This is a genomic window from Bradyrhizobium sp. 154 (assembly GCF_023073875.1).
Taxonomy (GTDB): Bacteria; Pseudomonadota; Alphaproteobacteria; order Rhizobiales; family Xanthobacteraceae; genus Bradyrhizobium.
The window spans coordinates 275,953-292,643 of record NZ_JADPKG010000101.1; the positions used below are offsets into that span (position 1 = coordinate 275,953).

Sequence of the window (16,691 nt, forward strand, 5' to 3'; positions counted from 1 at the left end):
AGCCTTCGGCTCGGCGCAAGACCGGGATGTGTCGTCTCACCCCGCGATTCCCTATCGCCATCCGTTTCCCGCGCCCTTCCGAGCCAGTCAGCCTCATGTCCGAAAAGCCGCAAAAGTCGCAAAAGTCTGAAATCAAAGACTATTCGAAAACCCTGTTCCTGCCGCAGACCGAATTCCCGATGCGCGCCGGCCTGCCGCAGCGGGAGCCGGAGATCCTCAAGCGCTGGTATGAGATCGGCCTCTACGAGAAGCTGCGCGAGAGTGCGAAGGGCCGCGCAAAATTCGTGCTGCATGACGGCCCGCCCTACGCCAACGGCAACATCCATATCGGCACGGCGCTGAACAAGATCCTGAAGGATCTCGTCACCAAGAGCCAGCAGATGCTCGGCTTCGATTCCAACTACGTGCCGGGCTGGGACTGCCACGGCCTGCCGATCGAGTGGAAGGTCGAGGAAGAGCACTATCGCAAGAAGGGCAAGCAGAAGCCCGACTTCCGCGATAGTGCCGCAATGATCGACTTCCGCAAGGAATGTCGCGCCTATGCCACGCATTGGCTCGGCGTGCAGCGCGAGGAATTCAAGCGCTTGGGGGTGATCGGCGACTGGGACCATCCCTACGCCACGATGAGCTATCCCGCCGAAGCCCAGATCGCGCGCGAGCTGATGAAGTTTGCCGCCAACGGCACGCTCTATCGCGGCTCCAAGCCGGTGATGTGGAGCGTGGTCGAGAAGACCGCGCTGGCCGAAGCCGAAGTGGAGTACGAGGACTACACATCGGACACGGTGTGGGTGAAGTTTCCGGTGACCTCGCCCGCGCACGGTGCGCTCGCCTCCGCAAGCATCGTGATCTGGACCACGACGCCATGGACGCTGCCGGGTAACCGCGCCATCTCGTTCTCGCCGAAGATCGGCTATGGCCTCTACAAGGTGACGGACGCGCCCGCCGACAATTGGGCCAAGCCCGGCGATCTCCTCATCCTCGCCGATGCGCTCGCTGCAGAAGTCTTTAAGCAGGCGCGCGTGACGGCCTATGAGAAGGTCCGCGACGTCCCCGGCGACACCATGGATGCGATCGAGTGTACCCATCCGCTGAAGGGCCTCGCCGGCGGCTACGACTTCATCGTGCCGCTCTTGCCCGGCGACCACGTCACGGATGACACCGGCACCGGGTTCGTGCACACGGCACCCGGCCATGGCCGCGAGGACTTCGACGCATGGACGGCGCAGGCGCGCGATCTCGATGCGCGCGGCATCAACACCGCGATCCCCTATACCGTCGATGAGAACGGCGCCTACACCGATCATGCGCCGGGCTTTGCCGGCAAGCGCGTCATCAACGACAAGGGCGAGAAGGGCGACGCCAACGAGGCCGTGATCAAGGCGCTCGTCGAAAGAGGCATGCTGCTCGCGCGCGGTCGGCTGAAGCATCAATACCCGCACTCCTGGCGCTCCAAGAAGCCGGTGATCTTCCGCAACACGCCGCAATGGTTCATCGCGATGGACAAGGATGTTGCCGCTGACGGCAACACCAAGTCCGGCGACACGCTGCGCGCCCGCGCGCTGCACGCGATCTCGGTGACGCAATGGGTGCCGCCGTCCGGCGAGAATCGCATCAACGGCATGATCGAGGCCCGCCCGGATTGGGTGATCTCGCGCCAACGCGCCTGGGGCGTGCCGATCGCCGTGTTCGTGCGCGAGAAGGGCGACGGCTCGGCCGAGATCCTCCAGGACGAGGCCGTCAATGCGCGCATTGGGCAAGCATTCGAGAACGAAGGCGCGGACGCCTGGTATGCGAAGGGAGCGCGCGAGCGCTTCCTCGGGCCCCGCGCCAACGAAGACTGGCAGAAGGTCGACGACATTCTCGACGTCTGGTTCGATTCAGGCTCGACGCACGCCTTTGTGCTCGAAGACCCCGTACATTTCCCTGGCCTTGCCGGCATCAGGCGCAAGGTCGACGGCGGCACCGACACGGTGATGTATCTCGAAGGCTCGGACCAGCATCGTGGCTGGTTCCACTCATCGCTGCTGGAGAGCTGCGGCACGCGCGGTCGCGCGCCCTATGACATCGTGCTGACCCACGGCTTCACCCAGGCCGAGGACGGCCGCAAGATGTCGAAGTCGCTCGGCAACACCATTGAGCCGCAGGCCGTCATCAAGGAATCCGGCGCCGACATCCTGAGACTCTGGGTTGCGTCCTGCGACTACACCGACGACCAGCGCATCGGCCCCGAGATCCTGAAGAACACCGTCGAGACCTATCGCAAGCTCCGTAACACCGTGCGCTGGATGCTGGGTACGCTGCATCACTACAAGCCGGCCGACGCAATCGAGCCCGCCGAGATGCCGGAACTGGAGCGCTTGATGCTGCACGAGCTCGCGGTGCGCGCCGCCGCGATCGGCAAGGCCTATCGGGAGTTCGACTACAAGACGGTGGTCGCTATCCTGTCCGCCTTCCTCAACAGCGAGCTGTCAGCGTTCTATTTCGACATCCGCAAGGACACGCTCTATTGCGACCCGCCGTCCTCGCTGACGCGCAAAGCGGCGCTGACGACCATCGACCTGTTGTGCGCCTCGATCCTGAAATGGCTGGCGCCGATCCTGAGCTTCACCGCGGAGGAAGCCTGGCGCATGTACCGGCCGAACGCTGAGCCCTCGGTGCATCTGACGCTGTTTCCTGATGGCCTCGAGAATCTCCGCGACGACAAGCTCGCCGCCAACTGGGAGACGATCCGCAACGTGCGCCGCGTCGTCACCGGCGCACTCGAGCTCGAACGCGCCGCCAAGAACATCGGCTCCTCGCTCGAGGCCTCGCCGGTGATCTATGTCGCCGACCGGGCCATGCTGGCGACGTTGTTCGACGTCGATCTCGCCGAAGTCTGCATCACCTCGAACTACGAGGTGCGCGAGGGCGAGGCGCCGGCTTCCGCGTTCCGTCTCGATGCCGTGCCGGGCGTCGCAGTCGTCGTCGAGAAGGCGGTCGGCACCAAGTGCGCCCGCTCCTGGAAGATCTCAACGGCAGTGGGCGAAGACGCTGAATACCCCGACGTCACCCCGCGCGACGCCAAGGCGCTGCGCGAATGGAAGGCGCTGGGGGTGGCGGTCTGACCGGCCAGCCATGACCCCGCTGCGCGCCGGCATCCTCACGGCCATGGTCACGCTGGTGGCCGACCAGGCCTCTAAACTTTGGCTGTTGAACGTGTTCGATCTCGCCCATCGCGGCGCGGTCCGGGTAACGCCGTTCTTCGATTTGGTGCTGGCCTGGAACATCGGCATCAGCTTCGGCTGGCTCCAGAACGACAGCCAGGCGGCGCAGCTCGCGCTGATGGCCGTGAAAGGTATCGCGGTGGTCGCGCTGGCGATCTGGATGGCCCGCTCCCACACCCTCCTTGCCACGATCGCGCTCGGCCTGATCATCGGCGGCGCCATCGGCAATGGCATTGACCGCCTGGCCTATGGCGCGGTGGTGGATTTCGCCCTGTTTCACATCGAGATTGGCGGAAATATCTATGATTGGTACGTGTTTAACCTCGCCGACGTGGCCATCGTTGCTGGGGTGGCGGCGCTATTGTATGATTCCTTCTTGGGGGTACCCGCCGCAAAAGCGCCCTGATCCCGGCCGATACGACCGGCGGGTGGAACCCGCTTTTGCGAGGGTCAAGCCGCGTGCGAGCGGCAATCTGCCACAATATGGAACAGGTATGGTGATGCGCAGCTCGAAGACCAGCGGTTCGATGGTTCGAGACCCCCAACGAGGGTTCTGGCGGGCATTGAAATTGTCCGCAGTCGCGCTCGGCATCGGTCTCGTCATGTCGTCCGGCGCCGCCCGCGCCGGTGACGACGACGAGGACGACGACATGACTTTCGAAGAGAAGCTCATCGACAATCTGATGTCCGGCATCGGCGCCAAGAGCATGGAGAAGCCCGGCATCGAGTACCGCGAGCGTTCGCCGCTGGTCGTGCCGCCCAAGCTCGACCTGCCGCCGCCCGCCGCAACCCAGGCCAAGAATGCGCCGAACTGGCCGAAGGACCCTGACGAGAAACGCCGCAAGGAAGCCATTGCCGCGCGGAAGAAGGCCAACAAGGCGCAGGAGAGCTGGCAAGCCGCTCAGCCGCTGTCGCCCGCCGAGATGAAGGCCGGCCAGGTCGCCGCGGCCCCCCGCACCAGCAACGATCCGATTCAGCCGGGCACGAACGGCAACCCGTCGCTGATGCCGGCCGAGCTCGGCTATTCCGGCGGTCTCTGGGGCATGTTCAAGGGCAACAGCTCGGAAGAGAAGGCATTCACCAGCGAGCCGCCGCGCCAATCGCTCGTCGAGCCTCCGCCGGGTTATCAGACGCCGTCGCCGAACTACGCCTATGGCTCCGGACCGGACAAGTCGCGGCGGACCTATTTCGACATCATGTCGGGCAAGGACAAGGAACAATAGCGTTCCCGTCGCGCCGCGACGTCCTGCCAGAACCGAACCCTGCGCCGGCGACTCGTGCACGCCGGACGCGGTTCCCGAATTGCCGATCAGTAGCTTGCCTACGCGTTGAGTTCTCTGCTTCGTGACGCGAAGCCTCAGCCGCACGGTGTACCATGCCGTGCCTCCGAGCCGGAGATCCGGACCTCGGCCTGTCATAAGGATCATGATGTCCTCTTACCGATCGGCTGCCTGCCTCCTTGCCGCGCTGCTTTCGACGAGTGTCCTGACGGCCGGCGCGTCCCTCGCCCAGACCACGGTAACATCGGCCCCGCCTGCCAGCTTCACGCTCAGCAACGGCATGCAGGTCGTGGTGATCCCGGATCACCGCACGCCTGTGGTCACGGAGATGATCTGGTACAAGGTCGGCTCGGCCGACGAGACGCCGGGCAAATCCGGCCTCGCACACTTCCTCGAGCACCTGATGTTCAAGGGTACCTCGAAGCATCCCGTCGGCGAATTCTCCCAGACCGTGCTCCGCGTCGGCGGCAACGAGAACGCCTCGACCTCGGTCGACTACACCAACTACTACCAGCGCGTTCCGCGCGAGCAGCTGCCGACCATGATGGAGTTCGAGGCCGACCGCATGACCGGCCTCATCCTCAAGGACGAGAACGTGCTGCCCGAGCGCGACGTCGTGCTCGAAGAGTACAACATGCGCGTCGCCAACAATCCGGACGCGCGGCTGAACGAGCAGATCATGGCCGCGCTCTATCTCAATCATCCCTACGGCCGGCCGGTGATCGGCTGGCATCAGGAGATCGAGAAGCTCGATCGCGAGGATGCGCTCGCCTTCTACCGCCGCTTCTACGCGCCGAACAACGCCATCCTGGTGATCGCCGGCGACGTCGACGCCGCCGATGTCCGCCCGCTGGTCGAGCGCAATTTCGGCTCCATCCCGGCCCAGCCCGCCATCCCGGCGCGGCGCGTTCGTCCGCAGGAGCCGGAGCCGGCCGCCCCGCGCACCGTCACGCTGGCCGACCCGCGCGTCGAGCAGCCGAACATGCGGCGCTATTACCTGGTGCCCTCGGCGACGACCGCTGCGGCCGGCGAGAGCGCGGCCCTCGACGTGCTCGCGCAGCTGATGGGCAGCGGCAGCAATTCCTATCTCTACCGCGCCCTCGTCGTCGACAAGCCGCTCGCGGTCTCCGCCAACGCCAGCTATTCGAGCATCTCGCTCGACCCGACCCAGTTCGCGATCTCGGCCGCGCCGAAGCCCGGTGTCAGCTTCGCCGAGGTCGAGCAGGCGGTCGATGGCGTCATCGCCAATGTCGCGCAGAACCCGATCCGCGCCGAGGACCTGGAGCGGGTCAAGACCCAGCTTATCGCGGAAGCGATCTACGCCCAGGACAACCAGGCGGTGCTGGCGCGCTGGTATGGCGGCGCGCTGACCACGGGTCTGTCGATCGAGGATATCAGGAGCTGGCCCGACCGCATCCGCGCGGTCACGGCCGAGCAGGTTCGCGCCGTTGCGCAGAAATGGCTCGAGAAGAAGCGCTCGGTGACGGGCTATCTGATCAAGGACACCGCCACCGCCAAGCGCGAGGAGAAGCGTTCGTGACCTATTCCCTCCTTCGCGCAAGGCGCTTCCTGCGAACAAGACATTTCGCGCTGTCCTTCGTTACCGGCGCGGCCCTCGCACTGGCTGCGGTGTCGCCGTCGTATGCAGCCGCAAAGATCCAGCACCTGATCTCTCCGGGCGGCATCGAAGCCTGGTTCGTGCAGGACGCAACCGTGCCGCTGATCGCCATGGAATATTCCTTCGCCGGCGGCTCGGCCCAGGACCCCCCAGACAAGTCGGGCGTCGCCAACATGGTTGGCGACCTCCTGGACGAAGGCTCCGGCGATCTCGACTCCAAGACGTTCCATGAACGGCTCGACCGCCGCGCCATCGAGCTCTCGTTCAACGCCACCCGCGATACCCTCCGTGGCAGCCTGCGCATGCTGCGCGACAACAAGGATGAGGCTTTCGACCTGCTCAGGATGGCACTGACCTCGCCGCATTTCGATGCGGCCGACGTCGAGCGCATCCGCTCGCAGGTCGTCTCGGGGCTGCGCCGCGAGACCACCAATCCGACGTCGCTGGCGAGCCGCAAGTTCCTGGAGGTCGCCTTCGGCGGCCATCCCTACGGCCGGCAGAGCAACGGCAACCTCGACAGCGTGCCGACCATCACGGTCGCCGACATGAAGGATTATGTCGGCCGCGTGCTCGCCAAGGATGGGTTGAAGATCGCGGTCGTCGGCGACATCGATCCGGCCACGCTCGGCAAGCTGCTCGACCACACCTTTGGCGCCCTCCCCGTCAAGGCCAACCTCACGCCGGTCGCGGACGTCGAGGCCGCAAAGCCGCCGCAGCGCGCCTTCGTGACCCTCGACGTGCCGCAGACCGTGATCACCTTCGGCGGCCCCGGGCTGAAGCGCAGCGATCCCAACTTCATGGCAGCCTATGTCGTCAACCACATCCTCGGCGGTGGTGGATTGTCCTCCCGGCTCTATCGCGAGGTCCGCGAGAAGCGCGGGCTGGCCTATTCCGTGTACGAATCGCTGCTCTGGATGGAGCATTCGGCGCTCTTCATCGGTAATACCGGCACGCGCGCCGACCGCGCCGGCGACACCATCGACGCCCTCGAGAAGGAAGTCCGGCGCATCGCCGAGGAGGGCCCGACACAGAAGGAGCTCGACGAAGCCAAGTCCTACCTCAAGGGCTCGCAGATGCTGGCACTCGACACGTCCTCCAAGCTGGCGCAGGCGCTGTTGCAGTATCAGCAGGACAAGTTGCCGATCGACTATATCGAGAAGCGCAACGCCATCGTCGATGCCGTGACGCTGGACGACGCCAAGGCGGCCGCCAAGCGCTTGTGGGGCCAGGGCCTTCTGACCGTCGTCGTCGGCCGCGCGCCGCAGGCCGCCGCACAACCGGCGGCCGTACCTGCGACGAAGTCAAACTGACGGTCCGGTAAAAAGTCTCCTGAAATGGCCGGGCTCGTCCCGGCCATTTGCGTTCCAGATGCACCATTGCCGAACCTGGACGTCCGCGATATGTCCGGACATCACGAATGGTGCCATCATGCTGCGGATATCCCGCGATCTCGTCATCGACGAGGACGACATCGAGATCGGCTTTGTCCGCGCCTCCGGGCCCGGCGGGCAGAACGTCAACAAGGTCGCGACCTCGGCGCAACTGCGCTTCGACACGCGCAAACTGACCCTGCCGGAGGATGCCGCCATCCGGCTTGCCCGCATCGCCGGACAGCGCATGACCAAGGACGGCGTGATCGTGATCCACGCCCAGCGCTTCCGCACCCAAGAGCGCAACCGGCAGGATGCCATCGACCGGCTCACCGAGATGCTGCGCGAGGCGATGGTCCGCCCGATCCCGCGGCGGGCGACACGGCCGACCTTCGCGTCCAAGCAGCGCCGGCTCGAGGGCAAGAAGCGCCGCAGCGACGTTAAGGCGAAGCGCGGGCGCGGATTCGACGATTGACTGATTGTCGAAAAACCTCCGGCCGCCAAGCGACCGGAGGTTTGCCGTTTCGCAGACCAAATCGCGATGAGATCAGGATGAATCGTCATCGCGCTTTAGGTCATTGTTTGAGCATGATCTTTGCGGAAACCCGCTGCACACTTTTGCTGATCATGCGCTAGCGTCAGTAGCGCTTGCCGGTCGCGGCACCGCCCGAAACGGAATCGTCGGCCGTGCCCTTGTGCGTCGCGCTGCCCGTGGTTCCGGCGGCGCCCTTGGTGCCTTTGGTCGACTTCATGCCGACCTTCTCGCCCGCGGCTCCCTGCTGTGCGCCGAGGTCCTCATCCTCGTTTCCTGACGCGCCGCCCTGCATGGGTTTGCTTTGCACGGTGCCGCCCGGCCTGGCGCCAGATGACGTACCTTGCGCAAGAACGGGCGTCGCAATCAGGGCCGAGAGAGCGCATGCGATCACAGAGGTCTTCACCAATTTCATCCATTTCTCCTGGATTTTTCGCGACGACGGTTCGGCTGCTTCCTGCGCCGCTCGCCTGCACCGAACCGGTTCATCGCGAAGAGAGTTCGAACGGCGCGGTCGTGATGCAAGCCGCGTGGTGTGTTGATCGTTTAGGGATTTCGCGGCGGTTTCGCGGAATTGTGCTCCTCATATACGGCGGCTCGTGCACGCACGCCGCATTCATCGGGCCTGCCAGAAGCGCTGGATTTCCCACATCTGGTATGTGGGAAGCGCGACCTTCCCCATGCATTTGTTGCGAGGCGGCGCTAGACTGGGACATTCGCCGAGTGAACCCATGCCCGTCCGCCAACTTCCCGAACAGATCGTTAACCGCATCGCCGCCGGCGAGGTGGTCGAGCGCCCGGCGAGCGTGGTCAAGGAGCTCGTCGAGAACGCGATCGATGCCGGCGCCAGCCGCATCGACGTTTTCACTGACGGCGGTGGGCGGCGGCGGATCGGCATCACCGATGACGGCGGCGGCATGACCGCAAAGGATCTCGCACTCGCAGTCGAGCGCCACGCCACCTCCAAGCTCGACGACGAAGATCTGCTGCAGATCCGCACGCTGGGGTTCCGCGGCGAGGCGCTGCCCTCGATCGGGTCCGTCGCGCGTCTTTCCATCACCACCCGGCACGCCAGCGAGCCGCACGCCTGGGCGCTCACGGTCGAGGGCGGCGAGAAGTCCGAGATCATGCCGGCGGCGCTCGCGCATGGCACGCGGGTCGAGGTCGACGATCTCTTTTATGCGACGCCGGCACGGCTGAAATTCCTGAAGACCGACCGCACCGAGGGCGAGGCGATTCGCGAGGTGGTGCGGCGGCTGGCGATGGCCCGGCCCGATATCGCCTTCACGCTCGCGGGCGAGGAGCGCGCGCCGGTGACCTGGGCAGCGGCGCTGCCCGGCGCGGCGGGACGATTGACGCGGCTCGGCGATATTCTGGGCGCGGAGTTTCGCAGCCACGCCATCGAGGTTCATGCCGAGCGCGAGGACGTTGTCGTTGCCGGCTATGCCGCGGCGCCCGCACTGACGAAAGCCAACGCGCTCGGGCAATATCTCTTCGTCAACGGCCGTCCGGTTCGCGACAAGCTGATCCTCGGCGCGGTGCGCGCGGCCTATTCCGACTACCTGCCCCGCGACCGCCATCCCGTGGTGGCGCTGTTCGTCACGCTCGATCCGCGAGAGGTCGACGCCAACGTGCATCCGGCCAAGACCGAGGTGCGCTTCCGTAACGCCGGGCTGGTGCGCGCACTGATCGTGCATGGGTTGAAGGAAGGGCTTGCGCGGGAGGGCCGGCGCACCGCCGCCAATGGCGGCGAGAGCGCGCTCTCTTCGTTCCGGCTCGCTTTCACGCCGCGCCCGGCAAGCTGGGATTGGCGAGCCTCGCCATCCGCTCCAGCCGCGCCGATCGCGTCCTTCGAAGGTTCAGCGGCTCCGGCCTTCGCCGAGCGCGCGCAAGCCGCATTCGATGTCGGTGCACCCAGTGCGGACGTGCGGATCGAGACGCAGCCCGTCAGCGACTTCGTCGACCGCCCGCTTGGCGCCGCGCGCACCCAGATCCACGAGACCTACATCGTCTCGCAAACCCGCGATGGCCTCATCATCGTCGACCAGCATGCCGCGCACGAGCGCATCGTCTATGAGCGGCTGAAGGCTTCGCTTTCGGCGAATGGCGTGCAGCGGCAGATCCTGTTGATCCCCGAGATCGTCGAAATGGATGAGGCCACGGTGGAGCGCCTGCTCGATCGGAACGAGGAGCTGGCGTCGTTCGGTCTCGCCATCGAATCTTTCGGCCCCGGCGCGGTCGCGGTGCGCGAGACGCCGTCGCTGCTGGGCAAGACCGATGCAGGCGGGCTGCTCCGCGATCTCGCCGAGCACATGGCCGAATGGGACGAAGCATTGCCGCTGGAGCGTCGCCTGATGCATGTCGCCGCCACCATGGCCTGCCACGGCTCGGTCCGCGCCGGCCGCCGGCTGCGGCCGGAGGAGATGAACGCCCTGCTCCGCGAGATGGAGGACACCCCGAACTCCGGTCAGTGCAATCACGGCCGTCCGACTTACGTCGAGCTGAAGCTGAGCGATGTGGAGAAGCTGTTCGGCCGGCGGTGATCCGAGCTCTCGTAGGGTGGGCAAAGACGCAAAGCGCCGTGCCCATCCTCTTTTCTTGATCGCGCTAGAAGCCGTGGGCACGCTTCGCTTTGCCCACCCTACGGCAGCGGGACTACGGCCTCTTCAGAAACACGAACTCCGTGTCGTCATAAACCCGCCGCTCCAATTCTTCGTAACCCTCAGGCGTCACGAAATGCGCGGCCTTCGCCTCCTCCACCACGAGCAGCGCGCCCGGCGTGAGCCAGCCGCCATCGCGCAAGCTCGCCAGCGCCTTCTCGGCAAAACCCTTGCCATAGGGTGGATCGAGGAACACCAGCGAGAAGGGCTCGACGGGATGCGCGGGACCTAGATCGGTCGCATCGCGGCGATAGACTTTTGTGACGCCACCTAGGCCAAGCGCTTCGACGTTATTGCGGAGCACCGCGCGGGCCTCGGCGCCAGTATCGACGAACAGCGTGAACTTCGCGCCGCGCGACGACGCCTCGATGCCGAGCGCGCCGGTGCCGGCGAAGAGATCGAGCACGCGCGCGTCCTCAATCGGATCGTCATAGGCGTGCACGAGGATGTTGAACACGGACTCGCGCAGGCGGTCCGCCGTGGGGCGGATGTCACGCGAGGACGGTGAGGCGAGATTGCGCCCCTTCAAACGACCGCCGACGACGCGCAACTAGTCCTCCTGCGGCTTCAAATCGCGCTTGCCGTGATAGCCGCGCTTGGGGCGGCGCGGCGGGCCATAGCCGCTTGCTTCCAACTCGTTGCGCTCGCGCGCCTCCTCGCTGCCAGTACGCTGCACCAGCACGCGGCGGCCCTTGCGGTCGTTGATCACGGCGCGCTTCATCGGCTTCTTCGGTGCGTCGTCGTCGCGCGTAGCGGATTTTGCGGGCACGTCGAACTCGGCGCCCGACTTCTCGATCACGTTGTCGCCGAGCTGGTCGCGCAGCACGCGCGACTTGATCTCCTCGACTTGGCCCTCGGGAATCTCGCCGAGCTGGAATGGGCCGTAGGAGACGCGAATCAGCCGGTTCACCTCGAGCCCGAGATGGGCGCAGACGTTGCGCACCTCGCGGTTCTTGCCCTCGCGGATCGCGAACACCAGCCAGACATTGGCGCCTTGGTCCCGCTCCAACGTCGCTTCGATCGGACCGTATTTGACGCCCTCGATTTCGATACCGTGCTTGAGCTCGTCGAGCTGGGCCTGGGTGACGTCGCCATGGGCGCGGACACGGTAGCGGCGCAGCCAGCCGGTGTCGGGCAGCTCAAGCGTACGCGCGAGGCCACCGTCATTGGTCAGCAGCAACAGGCCCTCGGTATTGAAGTCGAGCCGGCCGACGCTGATCAGGCGCGGCAGACCTTCGGGCAAATTGTCGAACACGGTCGGACGCCCCTCGGGGTCGTCATGCGTCGTCATCAATCCGCGCGGCTTGTGATAGAGGAACAGCCGCGTCCGCTCGCGCGGCGGCAACGGCTTGCCGTCGACCGCGACCACGTCGTTCTGCGTCACGTCGAGCGCGGGCGAGTTGATCACCCGGCCGTTGACGGTGACGCGGCCCTGCGTGACCATCTCCTCGGCGTCGCGGCGCGAAGCGAGGCCCGCGCGCGCCAGCACTTTTGCGATGCGCTCGCCGGCCTTCTTCGGCTTCGGCGCGTCTTCACGGCGCGGCCGCCCCTCGAAGTCGCGATCGCGCTCGCGATAGGCACCGCGGCCGCCAAAGGCGGGGCGCTTCTCGAAGATCCTGCTGTCGTCCTCGTTCGCGCGGCGCGGACGATCACGAGAATGACCTTCACTGCGCGGGTGCTCGTGCCAGTCGGAGCGGCCCTCGGAGCGCTCGCGTGGACGAGCGAATTTCGGGCGGTCACCACCGCGCCCGCCACGTTCGCCATCGCTGTCACGGCGGGGCCGGTCGAACTTTGCGCGATCCTCGCGTGGCCGGTCGAATTTGGGCCGCTCACGAAATGGACGATCGCCGCCCGATGCACGATCGTCACGCGATCGCGAGAACCGCGGGCGATCATCCCCGCGGCCGCCTTCGCGGCGGTCGTCACGCTTCTGCCAGGGCTTCTCTTCGCCGCGATCACGGCCGCTGAAGTTTTTGCCAAAATCCTTGCGCGGGCGATCGCCGCGCGGACGATCGTCGCGCTTCTGCCACGGCTTTGAATCGGCGCGATCTCCGCGGTCGCGCTCGGGTCCGCCTCGCGAAAACTTCCGCTCGCCCTCGAACTTGCGTTCCGGACGGTCGCCGCGCGGAGCGTAAGGACGCTTGTCGCCAAATTTCTTCTCGCCGGTGCGGCCGGCCGGGCGGGAATCGTCGCGATCACGGCCGCGCGGCGGACGGTCGTCACGCCCATAGGACGGGCGATCACCGCGCGGCCCAGACGACCGCTTCTCGCCATCGCGCGAAGGGCGATCGGAAAACGGACGGTCGCCACGCGGCTTGAAGCTGCGCTCGCCGCGGCCCTCTCCGCCGCGGTCGTCGCGCTTGAAGCGCGGACGGTCGCTGAAATCGCGGCGCGGCGCATCGCCCTCCTCGCGGCGGCGAAGCGGGCGGCCCTCACGCCCCTCGCGAGGCGGACGGCTGTCGCGGTCGCCCTTGCTCTCGAAGCTGCGCTTGGCGAATTTCTTGTCCGGTCCCCGGGGCTTGCCGGTACGGCCCGTGGACGGGCCACGATCACGCCGGCCGCGGGAATCATTGTCTTTGTCGCTGTCGCGAGGCATGAATAATCTCACTCAGAGGTAGCCAGAAAGCATTGTGCGCGCTCGTTCCGAGCCGCATGCTCAGGCAAAATCGGTATTCACTCTTGCTGAAGGCGGAGCTAGTAGCAGGTTTCTGGCGATGATACGAGGCATGAAAGCCCCTTCTTTCATGGATTTGGCGCTCAAGACGGCCGAAAATGCCGGAAAATCGGGCGAAGTTCCGATCGGATGCGTCGTGGTCCGCAATTACGAGGTCATCGCCACCGCCGCCAATCGGACGCTGACCGATTATGACCCGACGGCTCATGCCGAGATCATTGCGCTGCGCGAGGCGGCGAAGAAGATCGGCAGCGAGCGCCTCGTCGACTGCGACCTTTACGTGACGCTGGAGCCCTGCACCATGTGTGCGGGCGCGATCTCCTTTGCAAGAGTGAGACGGCTCTATTACGGCGCCACCGACCCGAAGGGCGGCGCGGTCGAGTCCGGCGTGCGGTTCTTTGCTTCCCCGACCTGCCATCATGCGCCGGACGTCTATTCCGGCGTCGGCGAGAGCGAGGCGGCGCGGCTGCTGCGGGAGTTCTTTCGCGAGCGGCGCTAATCCGCGAGGAAGAACTTGCGCAACGCCCTCGCGGTGGCGTCCGGGTTCTCCTCGGTGAGGAAGTGGCCGGAATCCACCGGCATGCCCGCGACATTCGTGGCCCATTGCGTCCAGGTGTCGAGCGGGGTGGCGGCGGCCTGGGCGATGCCGGCATTGCCCCACAGCGCCAGCATGGGAATGGTGATCTTCTTGCCGGCCTCGAAATCAGCCTTGTCGAGGTCGTAGTCGAAATAGGCGCCGGCGCGATAGTCTTCGCACATCGCATGCACCCGGGCGGGATCGCGGAACGGGGCGAGGTAGTGCTCGAGCGCGCGCTCGTCGATCGCCTCCAACGTCTTCGACTTGGTCTGGCTCGCCATCTTGAAGCGCAGGAAGAACTCGCCATTGCTCGCGATCAGGGTCTCGGGCAGCGGATAGGGCTGCGCCAGGAAGGTCCAGTGGTAGATCTTCAGCGCGTAGGCGCGGTTCATTCGCTCCCAGTAATTGTAGGTCGGCAGAATATCGAGCACGGCCAGGCGCGACAGCCGGCCGGGATGGTCGAGCGCGAGGCGGTAGGCGACGCGGCCGCCGCGGTCGTGGCCGGCGAGCGCGAAATGGACATGGCCGAGGCGCTCCATCACCTCGACCATAGCTTTAGCCATGGCGCGCTTGCTGTAGGGGATATGCAGCGCATCGCTGGCGGGCATGTCGGACCAGCCATAGCCCGGCAGGTCGGCAATGATCAGCGTGAACCTGTCGGCCAACTGCGGCGCGACGCGGTGCCACATCACATGGGTCTCGGAGAAGCCATGGAGGAGCAGAAGCGGCGGCCCGCTGCCGCCGACGCGGGCGAAGATGCGGCCGAAGGAGGTATCGATCCATTCGGCAGCAAAGCCCGGATAGAGATCGGCGAGGTCGGACATCTTCTTGCATCCTTATTGGTCAGTCCCGGGGGGCGGCCGACAACGTAAATTGTCGAAAACAACCCATGCACAGTAGCGGTATTATCGGCGGGGCAGCTAACCCCAACCGCTGATTACACATATCTGGATTGTCGATGTGGCGGCGCGGTGGCACCAAAGCTTCGAGCTGCCGTCCGGAAGACGAGCTATGTCTTGCTATTCTTGGCCTTCTCCGCTTCCACCGCCTGCCAGCCGATGTCGCGGCGGCAGAAGCCTTCCGGCCAGTCGATACGGTCGACGGCCTGATAGGCACGGCCTTGCGCCTCGGTCACGGTCTTGCCGAGCGCGCAGACATTGAGCACGCGGCCGCCATTGGCGAGGATCGCGTCATCTTTCGCCACGGTGCCGGCGTGGAAGATCTCGACGGTGTCGACCTTGGCGGCGTCATCGAGCCCCCGGATGCGCGTGCCCTTCTGGTAGTCGCCCGGATAGCCCTTCGCCGCTATCACAACGGTGATCGCGGATTCCGGATGCCAGCGCAGATCGAAATTCTTCAGCTGCCCGTCACAGGCTGCCAGGAAGGCGGGCACGATGTCGCTCATCATGCGCAGCATCAGCACCTGGCACTCGGGATCGCCGAAGCGGACATTGAACTCGAACAGTTTGGGACCCTGCGTCGTCAGCATGATCCCGGCATAGAGCACGCCGCGAAACGGCGTGCCGCGCTGCTTCATGCCTGATACCGTCGGCAGGATGATCTTTGCCATGATCGCGTCGTGAATCGCAGGCGTGACCAGCGGCGTCGGCGAATAGGCGCCCATGCCGCCGGTGTTGGGGCCGACATCATGGTCGAACACGCGCTTGTGGTCCTGGGCGGAAGCCAGCGGGATCGCGGTCTCGCCGTCGCACAGCGCGAAGAAGCTGATCTCGCGGCCGGCCAGAAATTCCTCGATCACGACTTCAGCGCCGGCCTCGCCGAACGCCCCCTCGAACATCATGGCGATAGCGTCCTCGGCTTCGCGCACGGTCTTGGCGACCACGACGCCCTTGCCGGCGGCCAGCCCATCGGCCTTGACCACGATTGGCGCGCCCTGGCTCTGCACGTAAGCGCGCGCGTCCTCGGCATTGGTGAATCGCTCATAGGCACCGGTCGGGATGCCGAATTCGGTGCAGAGCGCCTTGGTGAACCCCTTGGAGCTCTCGAGCTGGGCGGCCGCCTTGCTAGGCCCGAACGCCTTGATGCCGGCGGCGGTGAGGTCGTCGACGATGCCGGCCGCCAGCGGCGTCTCCGGGCCGACCACCACGAGCTCGACCGCGTTCTTTTTGCAGAACTCGATCACCGCGGCGTGGTCGGCGACATCGAGCGCCACGCACTCCGCCTCCCGCGCAATGCCGGCATTGCCGGGCGCGCACCAGAATTTGGTCACCAGAGGGGAGGCTGCGATCTTCCATGCCAGGGCATGTTCGCGGCCGCCGGAACCGAGCAGGAGAATGTGCATCGATGGCTCAGAAAATGGGGTGGGCTTGCGGCGTCGGTCGCACGAATCGCGGTCGGTCTCAAGGGGGCTGGCCCCCGTACTCCCGCCATTCCAGGCCGCCGCGTCGAGCCGCTCTTACCCTCCCCTGGAGGGCCCCCTCCAGGGAGGGTAAGAGTTCGCGCCAGCTTCGGACGATCAGACCTGCTTCCCCGCGATGATCTCCTGCAACGTCGCGACATGCCGCGCGAAGGCGCCGCGGCCGACGGCGGTTGCGGTGACCGTGGTCTGCGGCTTCTTGCCGACGAAGGCCTTGTCGACGGAAACGTACCCCGCCTTGGCCAAGGTCTCGATATGTGCGCCGAGATTGCCGTCGGTGGCGCCGGTGAGCTTCTTCAGCCGCGCGAATTCCAGGCCGGTCGACTGCGGCAGCGCGTTCAGCGCCGCCATGATCTTCAGCCGCAGCGGCTGGTGGATGATGTCGTCGAGCTCGGCCAAT

At 65.8% G+C, this 16,691-nt stretch carries 14 protein-coding genes; 8 read left to right on the forward strand and 6 right to left on the reverse strand.

The genetic code is table 11. From position 1 onward, the window contains the following. The first annotated feature begins 95 nt into the window (after positions 1-95). The 6 genes from ileS to arfB all read left to right on the forward strand — a co-directional run bounded on the left by ileS (position 96) and on the right by arfB (position 7,946). Positions 96-3,104 (forward strand): isoleucine--tRNA ligase, encoded by a 3,009-nt coding sequence (gene ileS / locus IVA92_RS24055; protein WP_247277570.1) that lies wholly within the window; start codon positions 96-98, stop codon positions 3,102-3,104. Between the two features lie 10 nt (positions 3,105-3,114). Next, a complete protein-coding gene (gene lspA / locus IVA92_RS24060; RefSeq protein WP_247277571.1) occupies positions 3,115-3,609 on the forward strand; it encodes a signal peptidase II in 495 nt (164 codons plus the stop codon). Positions 3,610-3,703: 94 nt separating this feature from the next. Continuing rightward, positions 3,704-4,426 (forward strand): hypothetical protein, encoded by a 723-nt coding sequence (locus IVA92_RS24065; protein ID WP_247277753.1) that lies wholly within the window; start codon positions 3,704-3,706, stop codon positions 4,424-4,426. A gap of 205 nt (positions 4,427-4,631) precedes the next feature. Beyond that, positions 4,632-6,023: a pitrilysin family protein gene (locus tag IVA92_RS24070; RefSeq protein WP_247277754.1), complete on the forward strand. Its 1,392-nt coding sequence runs from the start codon at positions 4,632-4,634 to the stop codon at positions 6,021-6,023. Then, the gene (locus IVA92_RS24075) at positions 5,942-7,411 is read left to right on the forward strand and encodes a pitrilysin family protein (protein WP_247277572.1); all 1,470 of its coding nucleotides are present in this window, start codon (positions 5,942-5,944) and stop codon (positions 7,409-7,411) included. Before IVA92_RS24070 ends, IVA92_RS24075 begins: the two co-directional genes overlap by 82 nt. A gap of 118 nt (positions 7,412-7,529) precedes the next feature. After that, positions 7,530-7,946 (forward strand): alternative ribosome rescue aminoacyl-tRNA hydrolase ArfB, encoded by a 417-nt coding sequence (gene arfB, locus IVA92_RS24080; RefSeq protein ID WP_247277573.1) that lies wholly within the window; start codon positions 7,530-7,532, stop codon positions 7,944-7,946. 163 nt (positions 7,947-8,109) lie between these two features. On the opposite strand, the gene IVA92_RS24085 is transcribed toward arfB, so the two are convergent. Further along, positions 8,110-8,418, reverse strand: coding sequence for a hypothetical protein (locus tag IVA92_RS24085; RefSeq protein WP_247277574.1), 309 nt, complete (start codon positions 8,416-8,418; stop codon positions 8,110-8,112). A gap of 316 nt (positions 8,419-8,734) precedes the next feature. Between IVA92_RS24085 and mutL the strand changes: the two genes are divergently transcribed. Next, on the forward strand, positions 8,735-10,546 hold the full coding sequence (gene mutL, locus IVA92_RS24090; RefSeq protein WP_247277575.1) for a DNA mismatch repair endonuclease MutL: 1,812 nt from the start codon (positions 8,735-8,737) through the stop codon (positions 10,544-10,546). Positions 10,547-10,658: 112 nt separating this feature from the next. On the opposite strand, the gene rsmD is transcribed toward mutL, so the two are convergent. Continuing rightward, positions 10,659-11,213 (reverse strand): 16S rRNA (guanine(966)-N(2))-methyltransferase RsmD, encoded by a 555-nt coding sequence (rsmD, locus tag IVA92_RS24095; protein WP_247277576.1) that lies wholly within the window; start codon positions 11,211-11,213, stop codon positions 10,659-10,661. Then, positions 11,214-13,259 (reverse strand): pseudouridine synthase, encoded by a 2,046-nt coding sequence (locus IVA92_RS24100; RefSeq protein WP_247277577.1) that lies wholly within the window; start codon positions 13,257-13,259, stop codon positions 11,214-11,216. Between the two features lie 118 nt (positions 13,260-13,377). Here IVA92_RS24100 and IVA92_RS24105 point away from each other — a divergent pair, with 118 nt between their 5' ends. Further along, the gene (locus IVA92_RS24105) at positions 13,378-13,836 is read left to right on the forward strand and encodes a nucleoside deaminase (protein ID WP_247277578.1); all 459 of its coding nucleotides are present in this window, start codon (positions 13,378-13,380) and stop codon (positions 13,834-13,836) included. On the opposite strand, the gene IVA92_RS24110 is transcribed toward IVA92_RS24105, so the two are convergent. The 3 genes from IVA92_RS24110 to IVA92_RS24120 all read right to left on the reverse strand — a co-directional run bounded on the left by IVA92_RS24110 (position 13,833) and on the right by IVA92_RS24120 (position 16,690). Continuing rightward, the gene (locus IVA92_RS24110) at positions 13,833-14,738 is read right to left on the reverse strand and encodes an alpha/beta hydrolase (RefSeq protein WP_247277579.1); all 906 of its coding nucleotides are present in this window, start codon (positions 14,736-14,738) and stop codon (positions 13,833-13,835) included. The genes IVA92_RS24105 and IVA92_RS24110 overlap by 4 nt on opposite strands. A 185-nt stretch (positions 14,739-14,923) precedes the next feature. Then, positions 14,924-16,216: a phosphoribosylamine--glycine ligase gene (gene purD / locus IVA92_RS24115; RefSeq protein WP_247277580.1), complete on the reverse strand. Its 1,293-nt coding sequence runs from the start codon at positions 16,214-16,216 to the stop codon at positions 14,924-14,926. Positions 16,217-16,390: 174 nt separating this feature from the next. Continuing rightward, a complete protein-coding gene (locus IVA92_RS24120; RefSeq protein ID WP_247277581.1) occupies positions 16,391-16,690 on the reverse strand; it encodes a transcriptional regulator in 300 nt (99 codons plus the stop codon). Position 16,691: the final 1 nt, after the last annotated feature.